We start from the raw sequence: 14,562 nt of genomic DNA, 5'->3' as shown, positions 1-14,562 counted from the left end.
GACACCTCGCCTTTCTCATGCCCCGGGCCGGCGGACGCCTCGCCGGCCCCGCCCGCCGTCGCCGCACTGCACCGGCAGAACCACAGCTCCCCGGGGCCCCCTCGGGCCGTCGATCTTGCACTTTGCGCCCCGGCGAAAGGGGTGAATCCCCCACACCGAGGGCCGCAACTGCAAGATCGCGGGGGAGTGGGGCGGGGGCGGGGGCGGGGCGAGGGTGGGGCGGGTGGGGATGCAGAAGGACCTGGTGGGCGGAGCCCACCAGGTCCTTCTGCGTGTGTGCCGGTTACTTCTTGGAGACCTTGGTGACGTCGAAGGACTGGGTCACCGCGTCCTTCGGGTAGCCCTCGACACCGTCGCGGATCACCGCCAGGTTCGGCAGCAGGAACAGCCAGTCGCTGGCGGCCTCCTGCGAGATGACCTTCGCGGCCTCGGCGAACTTCTTGTCCCGGGTCGCCGCGTCCAGGGCCGTGTCGGCCTCGTTCATGAGCTGCGTGACGGCCGGGTTCTTGTAGCGGTGGTAGTAGCCCGGCTCGCCGTAGCGGACCAGGTCACGCGGCTCCACGTGCGCGATGATCGACAGGTCGTAGTTGGCCTTGCCGAACACCTTGTCGAGCCACTGCGGCATCTCGACGTTGTTCTGGGTCACCTTGATGCCGACCTCGGCGAGCTGCGAGGCGACGAACTGCGCGGACGCGCGGGCGTAGCCGGGCGGCGGGACGTCCATGGTCAGGGTGAGCCCGTTGGCGTGGCCGGCCTCGGCGAGCAGCTGCTTGGCCTTGGCGGGGTCGTGCGGGAAGTCGCCGGTGCGGTCCTCGTACCACGGGTCGCTCGGCGGCACCATGCTGCCGATCTTCGTGCCGTACCCGGACCAGACGGTCTTGATCAGCGCGTCGTGGTCGATCGCGTGGCGGATCGCCTGGCGCACCCGGGCGTCGGCCAGCGGGCCCTTGCCGTTGTTCATCGCCAGGACGACCTCACCGGTCGTCTTGCCCTCGACCACCTCGAACTGCTTGTTGCCCTTGAACACCTCGAGCAGCTGCGGCGCCTGGATGTTCGCCACGATGTCGAGCTGGCCGGAGAGCATCGCGTTGTTCAGCGCGTTGGCGTCGGTGATGTACCGGAAGACGGCGGTGCCGACCTTGGCCTTCTCACCCCAGTAGCCGTCGTGGCGGACCAGCGTGATGCTGTCGCCGCGGTTCCACTTGTCGAACTTGAACGGGCCGGTGCCGTTCGGCTTCGTCCCCAGGTCGGTGGCGTTCTCCTTGAGCACCACGCCGACCCGGCCGGCGACGTCGAACAGCCAGCTCTGACTGGGCCGCGACAGCGTCACGTCCACCGTGGACGCGTCCGGGGCCTCGACGGTCTTCACGACTGTCATCTGCGACTTGAACGGGTTCGTCGAGCCCTCGGCGGTCACCCGCTTGAAGCTCCACACCACGTCCTGCGCGGTGAGCTTCTGGCCGTCGTGGAAGGTCACGTTGTCGCGGAGCTTGAACGAGTACTTGGTGCCGTCGTCGGACACCTTCCACTCGCTGGCCAACAGCGGCTCCACCTCGCCGGTGTCCGCGTTCTGGCGCACGAGGCCCTCGTACACGTTGTAGAGCAGGACCTGGGGGATCGCGGCGCCGGCCTCGGCGGTCAGGTCGAGGCTCACCGGCTCCAGGTAGGCACCGAGGGTGACCGTACCGTTGCCGGAACCACCGCCGGTGGTGGTCTCCGAGTCACCATCGCTACTGCACGCGGTCAGAGCCAGCGCCGTGGCGAGCAGCACGGCGGGCAGCGTTATCTTCAGCCGATTCATTCGTGTGTCCCATCGCGAAGAACGCCAAGGGCGCTCGTAGCCTGTGAGGCGGGACACTAGGAGCGTGGTACCGGATGCAAAAGGGCCAGTTCAGCGCGGTCGGCAGGTACCAATCGGCGTCGGACCACCGTGCCGGCCGGCATCCGGTGTCGCCACTTGAGGAGTCAACTGTGGTCCGGCTCCGCGCTGCCACGCGGTAACTGTGGCACCGAGAGCCGTGGCAGCGGCACGAGCCACCCCGGATGGCGCTCTCACCAGGTGAGATGCGTCCTCGACGGTCGCGCCAGGGTTCGGCCGTGAGTTCCCGAAGGTTGCCCGCGACGGCGTACGGGCCGTAGCCGTTCGGCGGAGACGCGGTGACCGGAGCGGTGCCTGCGGGCGGGGTGCTTCGGCGCGCAACACGGCGACGGCGGCGGGGTGCCGCCCCCGCCGCCGTCGACGATCCGATCCGGTGCTCACACCCGCGCTACGCCGGCAGGGCGTCCGCCTGGTACGCGCCCTCGCCGATGACGGCGGCGACCGCGTCGCCGAAGTCCTCGGTCGACATGCCCATCTCTGGCCCGCGCATGGCGCCCAGGCGCGGCAGCACCGCCTTCACGCCGTCCTCCAGGCAGCGGGCCGCCTCGGTGTGGCCCAGGTGCTCCAGCATCAGGGCGGCGCTGAGGATCGAGCCCGCGGGGTTGGCCCAGCCGCGGCCGGCGATGTCCGGCGCGGAGCCGTGCACCGGCTCGAACATGCTCGGCGCCGACCCGGTCGGGTTGAGGTTGCCGCTCGCGGCCAGCCCGAGACCGCCCTGCACCGCCGCGCCCAGGTCGGTGATGATGTCGCCGAACAGGTTGTCGGTGACCACCACGTCGAACCGCTCCGGCTGCGTCACCAGGTAGAGGCACATCGCGTCGACGTGCACGTAGTCCACCTCGATGTCCGGATACTCCGCCGCGACCTCCTCGAAGGTCCGCTGCCACAGGTCGCCGGCGTACGTCAGGATGTTCGCCTTGTGCACCAGCGTGACGTGCTTGCGGCGGCCCAGGGCCAGCCGGAAGCCGTGCCGGATGAGGCGTTCGACGCCCTTGCGGGTGTTCACCGACTCCTGGGTGGCGATCTCGTCCGGCCCGCCCCGGTGGATGAAGCCGCCGGCGCCGACGTAGGCGCCCTCGGTGTTCTCCCGCAGGATCACCAGGTCGCACTGCTCCGGGCGGAGTCCGCCGATGGGCGAGGGCACACCTGGCAGCAGCTTGACCGGCCGCAGGTTCACGTACTGGTCGAACGCGGTCCGCAGGTGGATGACCAGGCCGCGTTCGAGCACGCCGGGCGGCACCGACGGGTCGCCGACGGCGCCGAAGAGAATGGCGTCCGCCTTGGCCAGTTCCTGTTCCACGTCCGGCGGCACGACCTGGCCGGTGATCCGCCAGTAGTCCGCGCCGAGTTCGTAGTCTTCCCAGACCAGGTCGATCCCGAACCGTCGGGCGGCGGCGTCGCACGCCTTGACCGCCTGCGCGGTGACCTCCGGTCCGATGCCGTCGCCGGGCACCAGCGCGATTCGCTGGGCGCTCATGAGTCCACCCCTGTCCGCGTGCAGGAGACCGTCACCTGCCATCGCCCGGCCAAGCGTGGCGGGAACGGGCCCTCCGCAACAGGTCCAGGTCTCCGGCTAGGCTAGTACCAGCGGGACGCGTAGGGCGTGTGCAGGGCGTACGACGACGGGACGAGGCGAGACCCCCGCGGGAGTGGGAGGTCGAGGTGGCGGATTTCCTGCTGCCGGTCAACCCGCAGAGCACGGTTCCGCTCTACGAGCAGATCATCACCGGGCTCGAGGACGCCATCCTCGCCGGGCAGTACGACGACGGCCCGCTGCCGAGCACGCGCCGCCTGGCCGAGGCGCTCGGCGTCTCCCGGAACACGGTGCTGACCGCGTACGACCGGCTCATGGAGCAGGGCCTGATCGTGACCGTCCCGCGGCGCGGTCTCTACGTCTCCTCCGACGCGGTGGTGCGGATGCGGGCCGCGCGGCGGACCGCCCGCTCCCCGATGCAGCCGATCGACTGGGCGGCGCGGCTGCCGGAACCGCCCCCCACACCTGTGCACCGGGATCCGGCCTGGGCGCGGGCGCCGTTCCCCTTCGTGGTCGGCCAGCCCGACCCCTCCATGTTCCCGATCGGCGCGTGGGAACGGGCGCAGCGTGAGGCGCTGCGGCAGGACGGGCTGTCCCGAGTCATCGGGGACGCCGGCCAGGCCGACGACCCGGAGCTGGTGCGTCAGCTCTGCGAGCACGTGCTGCCCGCGCGCGGCATCTCCGCCCACCCGGACCAGGTGATGATCACGCTGGGCTCGACGCACGCGCTGCACCTGCTGGCGAGCGTCCTCGTCCGGCCGGGCAGCGTGGTGCTCGTCGAGGATCCCGGCTACCCCGACGCGCGGACGATCATGCAGATGGCCGGCGCCGACGTGGTGCCCGGCCGGGTCGACGAGGACGGCCTGGTCGTCGAGGACCTGCCGGCCGACCTGCACGGTGCCCAGCTCGTGTACGTGACGCCGAGCCACCAGTACCCGACCGGCGCGACCATGTCGGCGTCCCGCCGCGAGGAGCTGCTGCGCCGGGCCGGCGCGGCGGACGCGGTCGTGGTCGAGGACGACTACGACCCGGAGATGACGTTCCGGGGGATGCCGGCGGTGGCGGTGCGGGCGCTCGACGACGAGGACCGCGTCGTCTACCTGGGGAGCTTCAGCAAGCTGCTGGCGCCGGGGCTGCGGCTCGGCTACGTGGTGGCGTCCCCGGCGCTCGTGGACGCCATGCGGGCCCGCTCCCGGTACGTGCTGCGTCACCCGCCCGGCCCGATGCAACGTGCCCTCGCGCAGATGATCGCCAGCCGGGACCTGGCCCGCCACGTGCGCCGCGTGCGCGCCCACTACCAGGGGCTGTACGAGGAGATGGTGCGGGCGGTCGAGCGGCACGTGCGCTGGGGACCGCAGCCGGTGCCGCGCGGCGGACTGGCCCGGTGGCTGACCGGCCCGCCCGGGCTGGACGCCGGGGAACTGGCCCGCGAGCTGCGCCGGCAGGGCGTCCTGCTCGACCCCGGCGCGCCGTACTGGGCGACCCGGCCGGCACCACGTCACCACCTGCGCCTGGGGTACCAGGTGATGCCGCTGGACCGCATCGACGAGGGGGTGCGGCGGGTCGCCGAGGCCGTAGAAGACCAGGTCCGCCCGCGACTGGTACCCCCGCCGACCCGGAAACTGGACGTTCCCCTCCGGGGTCGGAGTTCGTAACCTCCGACGCCATGACGTCGGACACCCACGCCTCCCTCCGCGCCGGCCATCTCGTGGACGAGCAAGCCGTCGTGTCGCTCACGCAGGACCTGGTCCGCATCCCCTCGACCTGGGACGCCGCGCAGGGGCGGAGCGAGCAGCCCGTGGCGGAACTCGTCGCGCAGGTCATGCGGGGCTTCGGCTGGCGGCCGGAGGTCACCGAGGTGGTTCCCGGGCGGCCCAACGTCGTAGCGGTGGTGGAGGGCGGCCTGCCCGGCCCGACGCTGATGTTCGAGGGGCACACCGACGTCGTCACCGAAGGCTCTCCCCAGGAGTGGACCGTCGACCCGTTCGGCGGCGACATCGTCGACGGGCGTCTGTACGGTCGCGGCTCCGCCGACATGAAGGCCGGTGTCGCCGCGATGATCCACGCGACCCGGGCCGTCGAGCTGGCCGGGCCGTTCCCGGGCCGGATCGTGGTGGCGGCCCTGGTGGACGAGGAGGGCCAGATGCTCGGGGCGAAGCACTTCACCACCACCGCGCTCGCCCGCGAGGTGGACGCCGCGATCGTCTGCGAGCCGGAGGCGGAGGAGATCTGCGCGGTCGCCAAGGGCGCCGTCCGGCTGCTGGTCACCTGCACCGGCAAGATGGCGCACGGCGCGATGCCGCAGCACGGCCGCAACCCCGTCCCCGCCGTGGCCGAACTGGTCGCCGCGCTCGGCCGGTTCCAGAAGGAGCTGCAGGCCGACCCGGGTGAGCACGTGCACCTCGGCCTGACGTACCTGACCCCGACGGTCCTGGACGCCGGCTCCGCCGACCAGCTGAACGTCATCCCCGGCCGTGCCGTGCTCGGCGTGGACTGCCGGACCGTACCCGGCGTCGACCACGCCGCCCTCGCCGCGCGCGTCCGCTCCGACGCCGACGCCATCGGCGCCCGGCACGGCGTCACCTTCGCCGTCGAGGTCGTCGACGACCGGCCGTGCGCGGTCACCCCGGAGGACCACCCGGTCTCGCTCGCCGTGGCCGAGGCGCACCGCTCGGTCACCGGCACCGAGCCCGTCTTCGGCGGCGTGCCCGGCGCGACCGACGGCACGATCCTGTGGCGCGACAGCGGCATCCCGAACGTGGTGTACGGCCCGGGCCCGAAGTGGATCGCCCACCAGCCCGACGAGTACGTCGAGGTCGACGACATCGTCCGCAAGACGAAGGTCTACGCCGAGGCGGCGCTGGCCTTCCTCACCGGGGCCACCGGCGCCCGGGCGGGTGCGGCGTCGTGACCGCGCAGGAGCTGCTGACCGCGCTGCCCACCGGCCTGCCGATCGGCGCCGGCTGGACCACCACCGCGCAGACCGCGCCGGTGCGCTTCCCGTACGACGGCAGCACCGTTACCCAGGCGCCGTGGGGCGCCGCCGCCGACGCCGAGGCGGCTGTCGACGCCGCGCGGGAGGTCGCCGCGGAGATGGCCGGCCTGCCCGGCCACCGGCGGCGCGCGATCCTGACGACTGTCGCCGCCGAGGTGCGCGCCCGCGCCGACTCGCTGGCCGAACTGCTGGTCCTGGAGACCGGCAAGCCGCTCGTCGACTGCCGGGTCGAGGTCGCCCGCACGCTCGTCACGCTGGAGACGGCGGCCGAGGAGGTCGGGCACCTCACCGGCGAGACGGTGGCGCTGGACATGCAGCCGGCCGGCGAGGGCATGCTCGGTTTCTGGGTACGCCGCCCGGTCGGCGTCGTCGTCGGCATCACCGGGTTCAACTACCCGCTGCTGCTGGCCGCCCACAAAGTCGCGCCGTCGGTAGCGGCCGGCTGCCCGGTGATCGTCAAGCCGGCGCCGAACACGCCGCTGGCCACGCTGGTGCTCGTCGACCTGTTCCGCCGGGCGGGCTGCCCGGCCGCCGGGGTCCAGCTCGTCACCGGTGGCGTCGAGGTCGGCAAGCTCCTGACCACGCACCCCGGCGTCGCCGCCGTGTCCTTCACCGGGTCGGCGCACGTCGGCCACCAGATCGCCCGCGCCGCGGCCCCGCGCAAGGTGCTGCTGGAACTCGGGTCCAACGCGGCGCTCGTCGTCGGCCGCGACGCCGACCTCGACCGGGCCGCCGAAGCGGTCGTACGCGGCGGGTTCTACGCCTCCGGCCAGGCGTGCATCAGCGTGCAGCGGGTGATCGTCGAGGAGCCGGTCCGCGAGGCGCTGCTGGAACGCCTCCGGCCACTGCTGGCCACAGTCACCACCGGCGACCCCCGCTCCGCCGACACCCGCGTGTCCGCCCTGGTGGACGAGGCGTCCACCGAGCGGGTCCACTCGTGGGTGGACCGGGCGGTCGCCGCCGGGGCGCGCTGCCTGGCCGGCGGTACGGCGCGGGGCCGGGTGCTGCAGCCGACGGTGCTCGTCGACGTCCCCGAGGACGCCGAGTGCTGGGCGGAGGAGATCTTCGGTCCGGTGGTCTGCGTCCGGTCGGTGCCGGACATGGACGCGGCGGTCGAGCTGGTCAACCGGTCCCGCTACGGGCTTCAGGCCGCCGTCTTCACCCGTGACCTGGCGGTCGCGCTCGACGTCGTGCGCCGCCTCGACGTCGGTGGTGTGCTGGTCAACGAGGTGCCCGGCTTCCGCGCCGACAACATGCCGTACGGCGGCGTCAAGGACTCCGGCATCGGCCGGGAGGGACCGCGCTTCGCCATGGAGGAGCTGACCGTGACCAAGATGGTGATGATCAGGCCATGACTCGGAGTGGGAGCACACACGCATGGTGATCTACTTCGTCCGGCGGCTGGCCATCCTCGCGGTATCGCTGTTCGCCGCGTCCATCCTCGTCTTCACGATGCTGGCGCTGCTGCCGGGCGACCAGGCGCAGGCGATGCTCGGCGTGAACGCCACGCCGGAGGCGCTGGAGGCGCTGCGGGAGCAGTTCGGGACGAACCGGCCGTTCGCCGAGCGGTACCTCGACTGGGCCGGCGGCCTGATCCGCGGTGACTTCGGCATCTCGCCGCTCAGCGGAGTGTCGGTCGGCTCGGAGATCGCCGACAAGCTCGGCGTCACGGTGCCGCTCATCCTGGCCGGGATGACGCTGGCACTGCTCATCGCCGTGCCGCTGGGCATCCTCGCCGCGGTCAAGAGCCGTACCGCGATCGGGACGGCGCTGTCCGCGCTCAGCCAGGTCGGTATCGCCGTTCCGTCGTTCTGGCTCGGCATCCTGCTCATCACCGTGTTCGCGGTGAAGTTGCAGTGGCTGCCCGCCGGCGGGTTCACCGGATGGGACGACGTCGGCGGCGCCGTCCAGGCCCTGCTGATGCCGGCGCTCGTCCTGGGCGTGGCCCAGGGCGCGATCCTGATGCGCTACGTCCGGTCCGCGGTGGTCGAGGTCATGCAGGAGGACTTCATCCAGACCGCGCGGGCCAAGGGCCTCAGCCGTTCGCAGGCGCTGACCCGGCACGCGCTGCGCAACGCGGCCATCCCGGTCATCACCGTCCTCGGTCTGCAGCTCGCGACGCTGCTCATCGGCACCGTCGTGATCGAGAACGTCTTCGGCCTGCCCGGTCTCGGCCGGATGCTGCTGCAGGACGTGGGCAACCGCGACCTGCTGAAGGTGCAGGGCACCGTGATGGTGCTGACGGCCGCGGTGCTTCTGATCAACTTCGTCGTCGACGTGGTGTACCACGCGGTCGACCCCAGGCTGAGGAGCAAGGCATGACATCGGTCGCCGACGCCCCACCGGACGCCACCGCCGACGTCGTCGCGTCCGGCACCGTCAAGCCGCGCCGCCGCTGGAACCTGACGCTGGTGATCGGCGCCGGCCTGGTGGGTCTGGTCGTCCTCACCGCGCTGGTGTCGTTCCTCTGGACGCCGTACGACCCCACCCGGGTCGACCCGTCCCAGACGCTGCTCTCCCCGGGCGGGGACCACTGGCTCGGCACCGACCACTTCGGCCGGGACATCGTCAGCCAGCTCCTCGTCGGCGCGCGGACCACACTGTTCGTCGGTGTCGTCGCCGTCGCGATCGCCGCGGCGGTCGGCGTACCGCTGGGTCTGCTCGCCGCCACCGGGCACCGGTGGCTCAGCGAGCCGGTGATGCGGGCGCTGGACATCGTGTTCGCCTTCCCGGCCATCCTGCTGGCGATCATCCTGGCGGCCGGCTTCGGCGCCTCCACGCTCACCGGCATGATCGCGATCGGCGTCGCCAACGTCCCGGTGTTCGGCCGCCTCACCCGGGCCGGCGCGATGCAGGTGCTGCAGAGCGACTTCGTGCTGGCCGCGCGCAGCTACGGCCGCCGGGGCGTGGTGCTCATGGTGCGGTACGTGCTGCCGAACATCGCGGCCCTGCTCATCGTGCAGGCGTCGGTGTCGTTCGCGCACGCGGTGCTCGCCGAGGCGGCGCTGTCCTACCTCGGGTACGGCACGCCGCCACCGACGCCCACCTGGGGCCGGATGCTCCAGGAGGCCCAGAACTACTTCGTCGTGCAGCCGATGCTCGCTGTCTGGCCCGGTCTGGCCATCGCCCTGTCGGTGCTCGGTTTCAACCTCATGGGCGACGGGCTGCGCGACGCCCTCGACCCGCGGCTGAGAGGACGGTGACCGGCGTGAGCGGGCTCGTGGTGGAGGACCTCGTCGTCAAGGTCCACGACATCCAGGCCGTCAAGGGCGTCTCGTTCGAGATCGGGCGGGGCCGCCGGATGGGGCTCATCGGCGAGTCCGGCTGCGGCAAGTCCCTGACCGCGCTCGCGCTGATGGGCCTGCTGCCCCACGGCGTGACGGCGACCGGCCGGGTGCTGCTCAACGGCCGGAACCTGCTCGACCTGTCCGACAAGGAGATGTGCGCCGTCCGCGGCAACGACATCGCCATGGTGTTCCAGGAGCCGATGACGGCGCTCAACCCGCTGATGCGGGTCGGCAACCAGGTCGCCGAGTCGCTGCGGCTGCACAAGGGGATGAACCGCGCGGCGGCCTCCGCCCGCGCCGTCGAACTGCTCGAACGGGTCCAGCTGCCCGAGCCCGACCGGACCGCGCGCAAGTACCCGCACCAGCTCTCCGGCGGCCAGCGCCAGCGCGTCGTGCTCGCCATCGCGCTGGCGTGCGACCCGGCCGTGCTGGTCGCGGACGAGCCCACCACGGCGCTGGACGTGACGGTGCAGGCGGAGATGCTGCGGCTGATGGACACGCTGGTGCGCGAGGAGGGCGCGTCGCTGCTGCTCATCACGCACGACCTGCCGGTCGTCGCCAGCATCTGCGAGGAACTGCTCGTCATGTACGGCGGCTCGATCGTCGAGCACGGCGACGTGGCCACCGTGTTCGACTCGCCCCGGCACCCGTACACGGCGGGCCTGCGGGCGTCCACGGTGCTGGAGAGCACCGACGGCAGTGGCCGGCTGTCCACCATCCCGGGCCGCGTCCCGTCGCTCGGGTCGTTCCCCACCGGCTGCGTGTACCGCAACCGCTGCCCGCGCGCCGACGACGTCTGCGCGACCGTGCCGCTGCTGACCGCGCCGCCCGGCAGCACCCAGCGGGCGGCCTGTCACCACCCGATCGAGAGCGACCAGCCCCTAGGAAGCGGGAAGGCCAGCGCATGACCAACACCCCGTTGCTGGAAGCCGTCGACGTGGTGCGCGAGTACCGCGCCCCGCGGCGGTCGCTGCGTACGCCGGGCCAGCCGATCCGCGCGCTCGACGGCGTGAGCGTGCAGGTCCACGAGGGCGAGGCGTTCGGCATCGTGGGGGAGAGCGGCTCCGGCAAGTCCACGCTGTCGCGCATCCTCATGGCCCTCGACCAGCCCACGTCCGGCACCGCGTTCTACCAGGGGCAGCGGATCAGCGGCGTACCGGAGCGGCGGCTCGGGTTCCTGCGCCGCGACGTGCAGATGGTGCTCCAGGACCCGATGTCGTCGCTGAACCCGCGCATGCGCGTCGCGGACATCATCGCGGAGCCGATGCGCGCGCTGCGCCTGCCCGGCGACCACCGGGCCCGCGTGGCCGAGCTGATGCACTCGGTGGGCCTGCCCGAGGAGGCGGTGACCCGCTACCCGCACCAGTTCTCCGGCGGCCAGCGGCAGCGCATCGCGATCGCCCGCGCCCTCGCGGCCGGGCCGAAGGTCATCGTGGGGGACGAGCCGGTCAGCGCGCTCGACGTCTCGGTGCGCGCGCAGATCCTCAACCTGCTCACCGACCTGGCCGAGCAGTTCAAGCTGACCCTGATCCTGGTCTCCCACGACCTGTCCGTCGTCCGGTACCTCTGCGACCGGATCGCGGTGATGAACCAGGGCCGGATCGTCGAGACGGGTGAGACCGACTCGATCTACTCCGACCCCCGGCACCCCTACACCCAGAGGCTGCTGTCCGCGGTGCCCACCCTGAGCGGCGACCTCCTGGACCGATTCAACAGGAGCAGCACATGAGGTTGGTTGACCGCGTCGCCGTCGTCACCGGAGGCGCCAGCGGCATCGGACTGGCCACCGTCGGCCGGCTCGTCGAGGAGGGCGCGCGCGTGGTCATCGCCGACCTCGACGGCGACCGCGCCGCCGAGGCGGCCGCCGGGTTCGGGTCCGCCGTGGTCGGCGTGGCGTGCGACGTCACCCGGGCCGCTGACTGCCGCGCCGCCGTGGAGACCGCCGTCGAGCGGTTCGGCCGGCTCGACCTCATGCACGCCAACGCCGGTACGCCGTTCACCGGCCCGGTCGACGAGGTGGACCAGGCGACGCTGGACCGCGTGGTCGACGTGAACCTCAAGGGGGCGTTCTGGACCGCGCAGGCCGCCGCGCCCGCGCTGATCGAGGCCGGTGGCGGCGCGATCGTGTTCACCGCGTCGCTCCAGGCGGTCATCGCCCGCCCCCGGTACGCGCCGTACACCGCCGCCAAGCACGGCGTCATCGGACTGATGAAGGCGCTGGCACTGGAGCTGGCTCCGCACGGCATCCGGGTCAACGCGATCGCCCCGGCGGCCACCGAGACGCCGATGCTCTCGGCGTTCCTGGGCGGCATGGGGGACGTGCCGGACAGCGCCCGGGAGAACTTCCGGGCGTCGATCCCGCTGGGCCGCATGGCGACGCCGCGCGACTCCGCCGACGCTGTGGTGTTCCTCGCCAGCGACGAGGCGCGGATGATCACGGGCCACACGCTCGTCCTCGACGGCGGCACCACGGCCGGCTGAGGCGTACGCGGCCGCCCTCCGGCGGACCTCCAGTGAGAGGGGCATCGGACGAACTGCGGCGCGTGGACGGACCCGTTGTCCGTCCACGCGCCGTCCGGCTACCGGGGCCTCAGCGCAGGCCAGGCCCCACAGCGGGTCCTCCAGGAACCGCCCGACGTGGGCGAGCACCCGGCTGCCCAGTTCGCCGTCCACCAGCCGGTGGTCGAACGACAGCGACAACTGCACCGTCCACCGGGGGACGACCTGCTCGTCGACCACCCACGGCATCCGGCGCAGCGCGCCGAGGCAGAGGATCGCCGCCTCACCCGGGTTGAGGATCGGGGTGCCGGCGTCCACACCGAACACCCCGATGTTGGTGATGGTGATCGTTCCGCCGGACAGGTCGGCGGGACGGGTGCGGCCCTCCCGCGCGGTGGCCGCCAGCTCGTTCAGGGCGACCGCGAGATCGCGTACCGGAAGGTTCTGCGCGGCCTTGACGTTCGGCACCAGCAGGCCGCGCGGCGTCGCGGCGGCGATGCCCAGGTTGACGTCGGCGAACCGGACGATCTCCTGGTTCTCCTCGTCCCAGCGGGCGTTGACGTCCGGGTACCGGCGGACGGCGTCCAGCACCGCGAGCGACGCCACGAGCAGCGGGCTGACCTTCACCCCCTGGAAGGCCGGGTCCTGCTTCAGCCGGTCCACGAACTCGACGGTGCCGGTCATGTCGACGGTGAGGAACTCCGTGACGTGCGGCGCGGTGAACGCGCTGGCGACCATGGCGGCGGCGGTCGCCTTGCGCACCCCGCGGACGGGAGTGCGCTCGTCCCGCCGGTGGTCGGCCGCCGGCGCCGGGCCGGTGGTGTGGTCGAGCAGGTCCTGACGCGTGATCCGGCCGCCGGGGCCGCTGCCGCGTACCTCCGCCAGTTCCACGCCGAGGTCCTTCGCGAGCTTGCGCAGCGGCGGCTTGGTGAGCACCGGCGGCCGGGACGTGTGCGGCGGGCGGGAGGTGTCGGCCGGGCGGGTGGACGGCGTCCCGCGACGTGGCCGGCGGGTCCGCGCCTGGGCGGACACGCCGTAGCCCACGAGCACAGCGGTACGCTCCGCCGCCGGCTCGTCGGCGTCCGGCGGCGGGGCCGCGGGCTCGTCGGCGGGCGGGGCCGCGGGGCCGTCGCCCGCCACCCGGATCGCGATGATGGGCGAGCCGACGTCGACGGTCTGCCCCTCCTCGGCGAGCAGGCGGTCCACCACACCGGCGTACGGGCTGGGCAGCTCGACCACGGCCTTGGCGGTCTCGATGTCCACCAGGACGTCGTTGAGGCGGACCGGATCGCCCGGGGCGACCCGCCAGGTGACGATCTCGGCCTCGGTGAGGCCCTCGCCCACGTCGGGCAGGCGGAACTGCTGAACGGTCACGGGTACCTCTCCCTTCACGCGGCCAGGACGCGGTCGACGGCGTCGAGGATCCGGTCCAGGTCGGGCAGGTACTCCTCCTCGACCTTCGCCGGCGGGTACGGCAGGTTGAAGCCGCCGACCCGCTCGACCGGCGCCTCCAGCGAGTAGAAGCAACGGCTGGTCACCTGCGCGACGACCTCGGCGCCGAACCCGGCGAACGTGGGCGCCTCGTGGACCACCACCGCCCGGCCGGTACGGCGGACGGACTCCTCGATGGTCGTCACGTCCAGTGGGGAGATGGACCGCAGGTCGACCACCTCGATGTCGCGTCCCTCCTGTGCTGCCGCCTCGGCGGCGGCGACGCAGGTGGCCACAGTGCCGCCGTACGTCAGCAGCGTCACGTCGGTGCCGGGCCGCACGGTCCGGGCGCGGTCCAGCGGCAGCGGCGGTCCGGCGTGGGTCACCTCGCCCTTGACCCAGTAGCGGCGCTTCGGCTCGTAGAAGATGACCGGGTCGTCACCGGCGACGGCCTGGCGGATCATCCAGTGCGCGTCGTCGGGGCTGGCGCAGTAGACGACCCGCAGCCCGGCGGTGTGCGCGAAGTACGCCTCGTTCGACTCGCTGTGGTGCTCCACCGCGCCGATGCCGCCACCGACCGGGATACGCACCACCACCGGAAGGGCGGTACGGCCGCCGGTGCGGGCCCGCATCTTTGCGAGCTGGGAGACGATCTGGTTGAACGCGGGGTAGACGAAGCCGTCGAACTGGATCTCGCAGACCGGGCGGTAGCCGCGCAGCGCCAGCCCGATGGCGGTGCCGATGATCCCGGACTCGGCGAGCGTGGTGTCCACCACCCGGGCCTCGCCGAAGTCCTTCTGGAGACCGTCGGTGACCCGGAAGACGCCGCCGAGCCGGCCGACGTCCTCGCCCATCAGGAGGACCTTGTCGTCGTCCTCCATGGCGCGGCGCAGGCCGCTGTTCAGTGCCTGACAGAGGGTGAGCATGAACGAGTTCT

The 14,562-nt window shown here is 72.5% G+C and carries 12 protein-coding genes and 1 pseudogene; 8 read left to right on the top strand and 5 right to left on the bottom strand.

The features are described from left to right. Window positions 1–283: 283 nt before the first annotated feature. From Q3W68_RS09610 to Q3W68_RS09600, 3 genes are read right to left on the bottom strand one after another with little or no spacing between them, the layout of a single operon-like run. The gene (locus Q3W68_RS09610; RefSeq protein WP_302905130.1) at window positions 284–1,801 is read right to left on the bottom strand and encodes an ABC transporter substrate-binding protein; all 1,518 of its coding nucleotides are present in this window, start codon (window positions 1,799–1,801) and stop codon (window positions 284–286) included. Continuing rightward, a complete protein-coding gene (locus Q3W68_RS09605; protein ID WP_302905670.1) occupies window positions 1,731–2,249 on the bottom strand; it encodes an SUMF1/EgtB/PvdO family nonheme iron enzyme in 519 nt (172 codons plus the stop codon). Before Q3W68_RS09605 ends, Q3W68_RS09610 begins: the two co-directional genes overlap by 71 nt. A gap of 18 nt (window positions 2,250–2,267) precedes the next feature. Further along, the gene (locus Q3W68_RS09600; RefSeq protein WP_302905129.1) at window positions 2,268–3,356 is read right to left on the bottom strand and encodes a 3-isopropylmalate dehydrogenase; all 1,089 of its coding nucleotides are present in this window, start codon (window positions 3,354–3,356) and stop codon (window positions 2,268–2,270) included. Window positions 3,357–3,541: 185 nt separating this feature from the next. On the opposite strand from Q3W68_RS09600, the gene Q3W68_RS09595 reads away from it, so the two are divergent. From Q3W68_RS09595 to Q3W68_RS09560, 8 genes are read left to right on the top strand one after another with little or no spacing between them, the layout of a single operon-like run. Further along, window positions 3,542–5,068, top strand: coding sequence for a PLP-dependent aminotransferase family protein (locus Q3W68_RS09595; protein WP_302905128.1), 1,527 nt, complete (start codon window positions 3,542–3,544; stop codon window positions 5,066–5,068). A gap of 11 nt (window positions 5,069–5,079) precedes the next feature. Beyond that, entirely contained in the window at window positions 5,080–6,324 is a 1,245-nt protein-coding gene (locus Q3W68_RS09590) for a M20 family metallopeptidase (protein ID WP_302905127.1), read from the top strand. Further along, window positions 6,321–7,763 carry an aldehyde dehydrogenase family protein gene (locus Q3W68_RS09585; RefSeq protein WP_302905126.1) on the top strand — a complete coding sequence of 481 codons (1,443 nt, stop codon included), beginning with the start codon at window positions 6,321–6,323 and terminating at the stop codon, window positions 7,761–7,763. Before Q3W68_RS09590 ends, Q3W68_RS09585 begins: the two co-directional genes overlap by 4 nt. Window positions 7,764–7,785: 22 nt before the next feature. Continuing rightward, window positions 7,786–8,730 carry an ABC transporter permease gene (locus Q3W68_RS09580; protein ID WP_302905125.1) on the top strand — a complete coding sequence of 315 codons (945 nt, stop codon included), beginning with the start codon at window positions 7,786–7,788 and terminating at the stop codon, window positions 8,728–8,730. Further along, complete coding sequence (locus Q3W68_RS09575; protein WP_302905124.1) at window positions 8,727–9,611, top strand: ABC transporter permease; 885 nt, start codon at window positions 8,727–8,729, stop codon at window positions 9,609–9,611. The genes Q3W68_RS09580 and Q3W68_RS09575 overlap by 4 nt, the downstream gene beginning before the upstream one ends. Before the next feature lie 5 nt (window positions 9,612–9,616). Then, window positions 9,617–10,603: an ABC transporter ATP-binding protein gene (locus Q3W68_RS09570; RefSeq protein WP_302905123.1), complete on the top strand. Its 987-nt coding sequence runs from the start codon at window positions 9,617–9,619 to the stop codon at window positions 10,601–10,603. Continuing rightward, window positions 10,600–11,424, top strand: coding sequence for an ATP-binding cassette domain-containing protein (locus tag Q3W68_RS09565; protein WP_302905122.1), 825 nt, complete (start codon window positions 10,600–10,602; stop codon window positions 11,422–11,424). The genes Q3W68_RS09570 and Q3W68_RS09565 overlap by 4 nt, the downstream gene beginning before the upstream one ends. Further along, window positions 11,421–12,176, top strand: a complete 756-nt coding sequence (locus tag Q3W68_RS09560) for an SDR family NAD(P)-dependent oxidoreductase (protein WP_302905669.1) — start codon at window positions 11,421–11,423, stop codon at window positions 12,174–12,176. Before Q3W68_RS09565 ends, Q3W68_RS09560 begins: the two co-directional genes overlap by 4 nt. Window positions 12,177–12,293: 117 nt before the next feature. Here Q3W68_RS09560 and Q3W68_RS09555 read toward each other — a convergent pair. Both Q3W68_RS09555 and Q3W68_RS09550 read right to left on the bottom strand, forming a co-directional pair. Beyond that, window positions 12,294–13,568: pseudogene (locus Q3W68_RS09555) on the bottom strand (dihydrolipoamide acetyltransferase family protein); the annotation flags it as partial. Between the two features lie 14 nt (window positions 13,569–13,582). Further along, a complete protein-coding gene (locus Q3W68_RS09550; protein WP_302905121.1) occupies window positions 13,583–14,551 on the bottom strand; it encodes an alpha-ketoacid dehydrogenase subunit beta in 969 nt (322 codons plus the stop codon). Between the last annotated feature and the right edge of the window lie 11 nt (window positions 14,552–14,562).

It is taken from the genome of Micromonospora sp. C28ISP2-4 (assembly GCF_030519385.1).
Taxonomy (GTDB): domain Bacteria; phylum Actinomycetota; class Actinomycetes; order Mycobacteriales; family Micromonosporaceae; genus Micromonospora; species Micromonospora tulbaghiae.
The sequence above is the reverse complement of the archived record's forward strand: the minus strand, read 5'-3'. Positions and strand labels throughout refer to the sequence as shown.

Coding starts and splice junctions, on each gene's coding strand:
- Q3W68_RS09575 (WP_302905124.1), top strand. CDS start 8,727: ATGACATCGGTCGCCGACGCCCCACCGGACGCCACCGCCGACGTCGTC.
- Q3W68_RS09550 (WP_302905121.1), bottom strand. CDS start 14,551: ATGCTCACCCTCTGTCAGGCACTGAACAGCGGCCTGCGCCGCGCCATG.
- Q3W68_RS09590 (WP_302905127.1), top strand. CDS start 5,080: ATGACGTCGGACACCCACGCCTCCCTCCGCGCCGGCCATCTCGTGGAC.
- Q3W68_RS09565 (WP_302905122.1), top strand. CDS start 10,600: ATGACCAACACCCCGTTGCTGGAAGCCGTCGACGTGGTGCGCGAGTAC.
- Q3W68_RS09580 (WP_302905125.1), top strand. CDS start 7,786: ATGGTGATCTACTTCGTCCGGCGGCTGGCCATCCTCGCGGTATCGCTG.
- Q3W68_RS09560 (WP_302905669.1), top strand. CDS start 11,421: ATGAGGTTGGTTGACCGCGTCGCCGTCGTCACCGGAGGCGCCAGCGGC.
- Q3W68_RS09610 (WP_302905130.1), bottom strand. CDS start 1,801: ATGAATCGGCTGAAGATAACGCTGCCCGCCGTGCTGCTCGCCACGGCG.
- Q3W68_RS09600 (WP_302905129.1), bottom strand. CDS start 3,356: ATGAGCGCCCAGCGAATCGCGCTGGTGCCCGGCGACGGCATCGGACCG.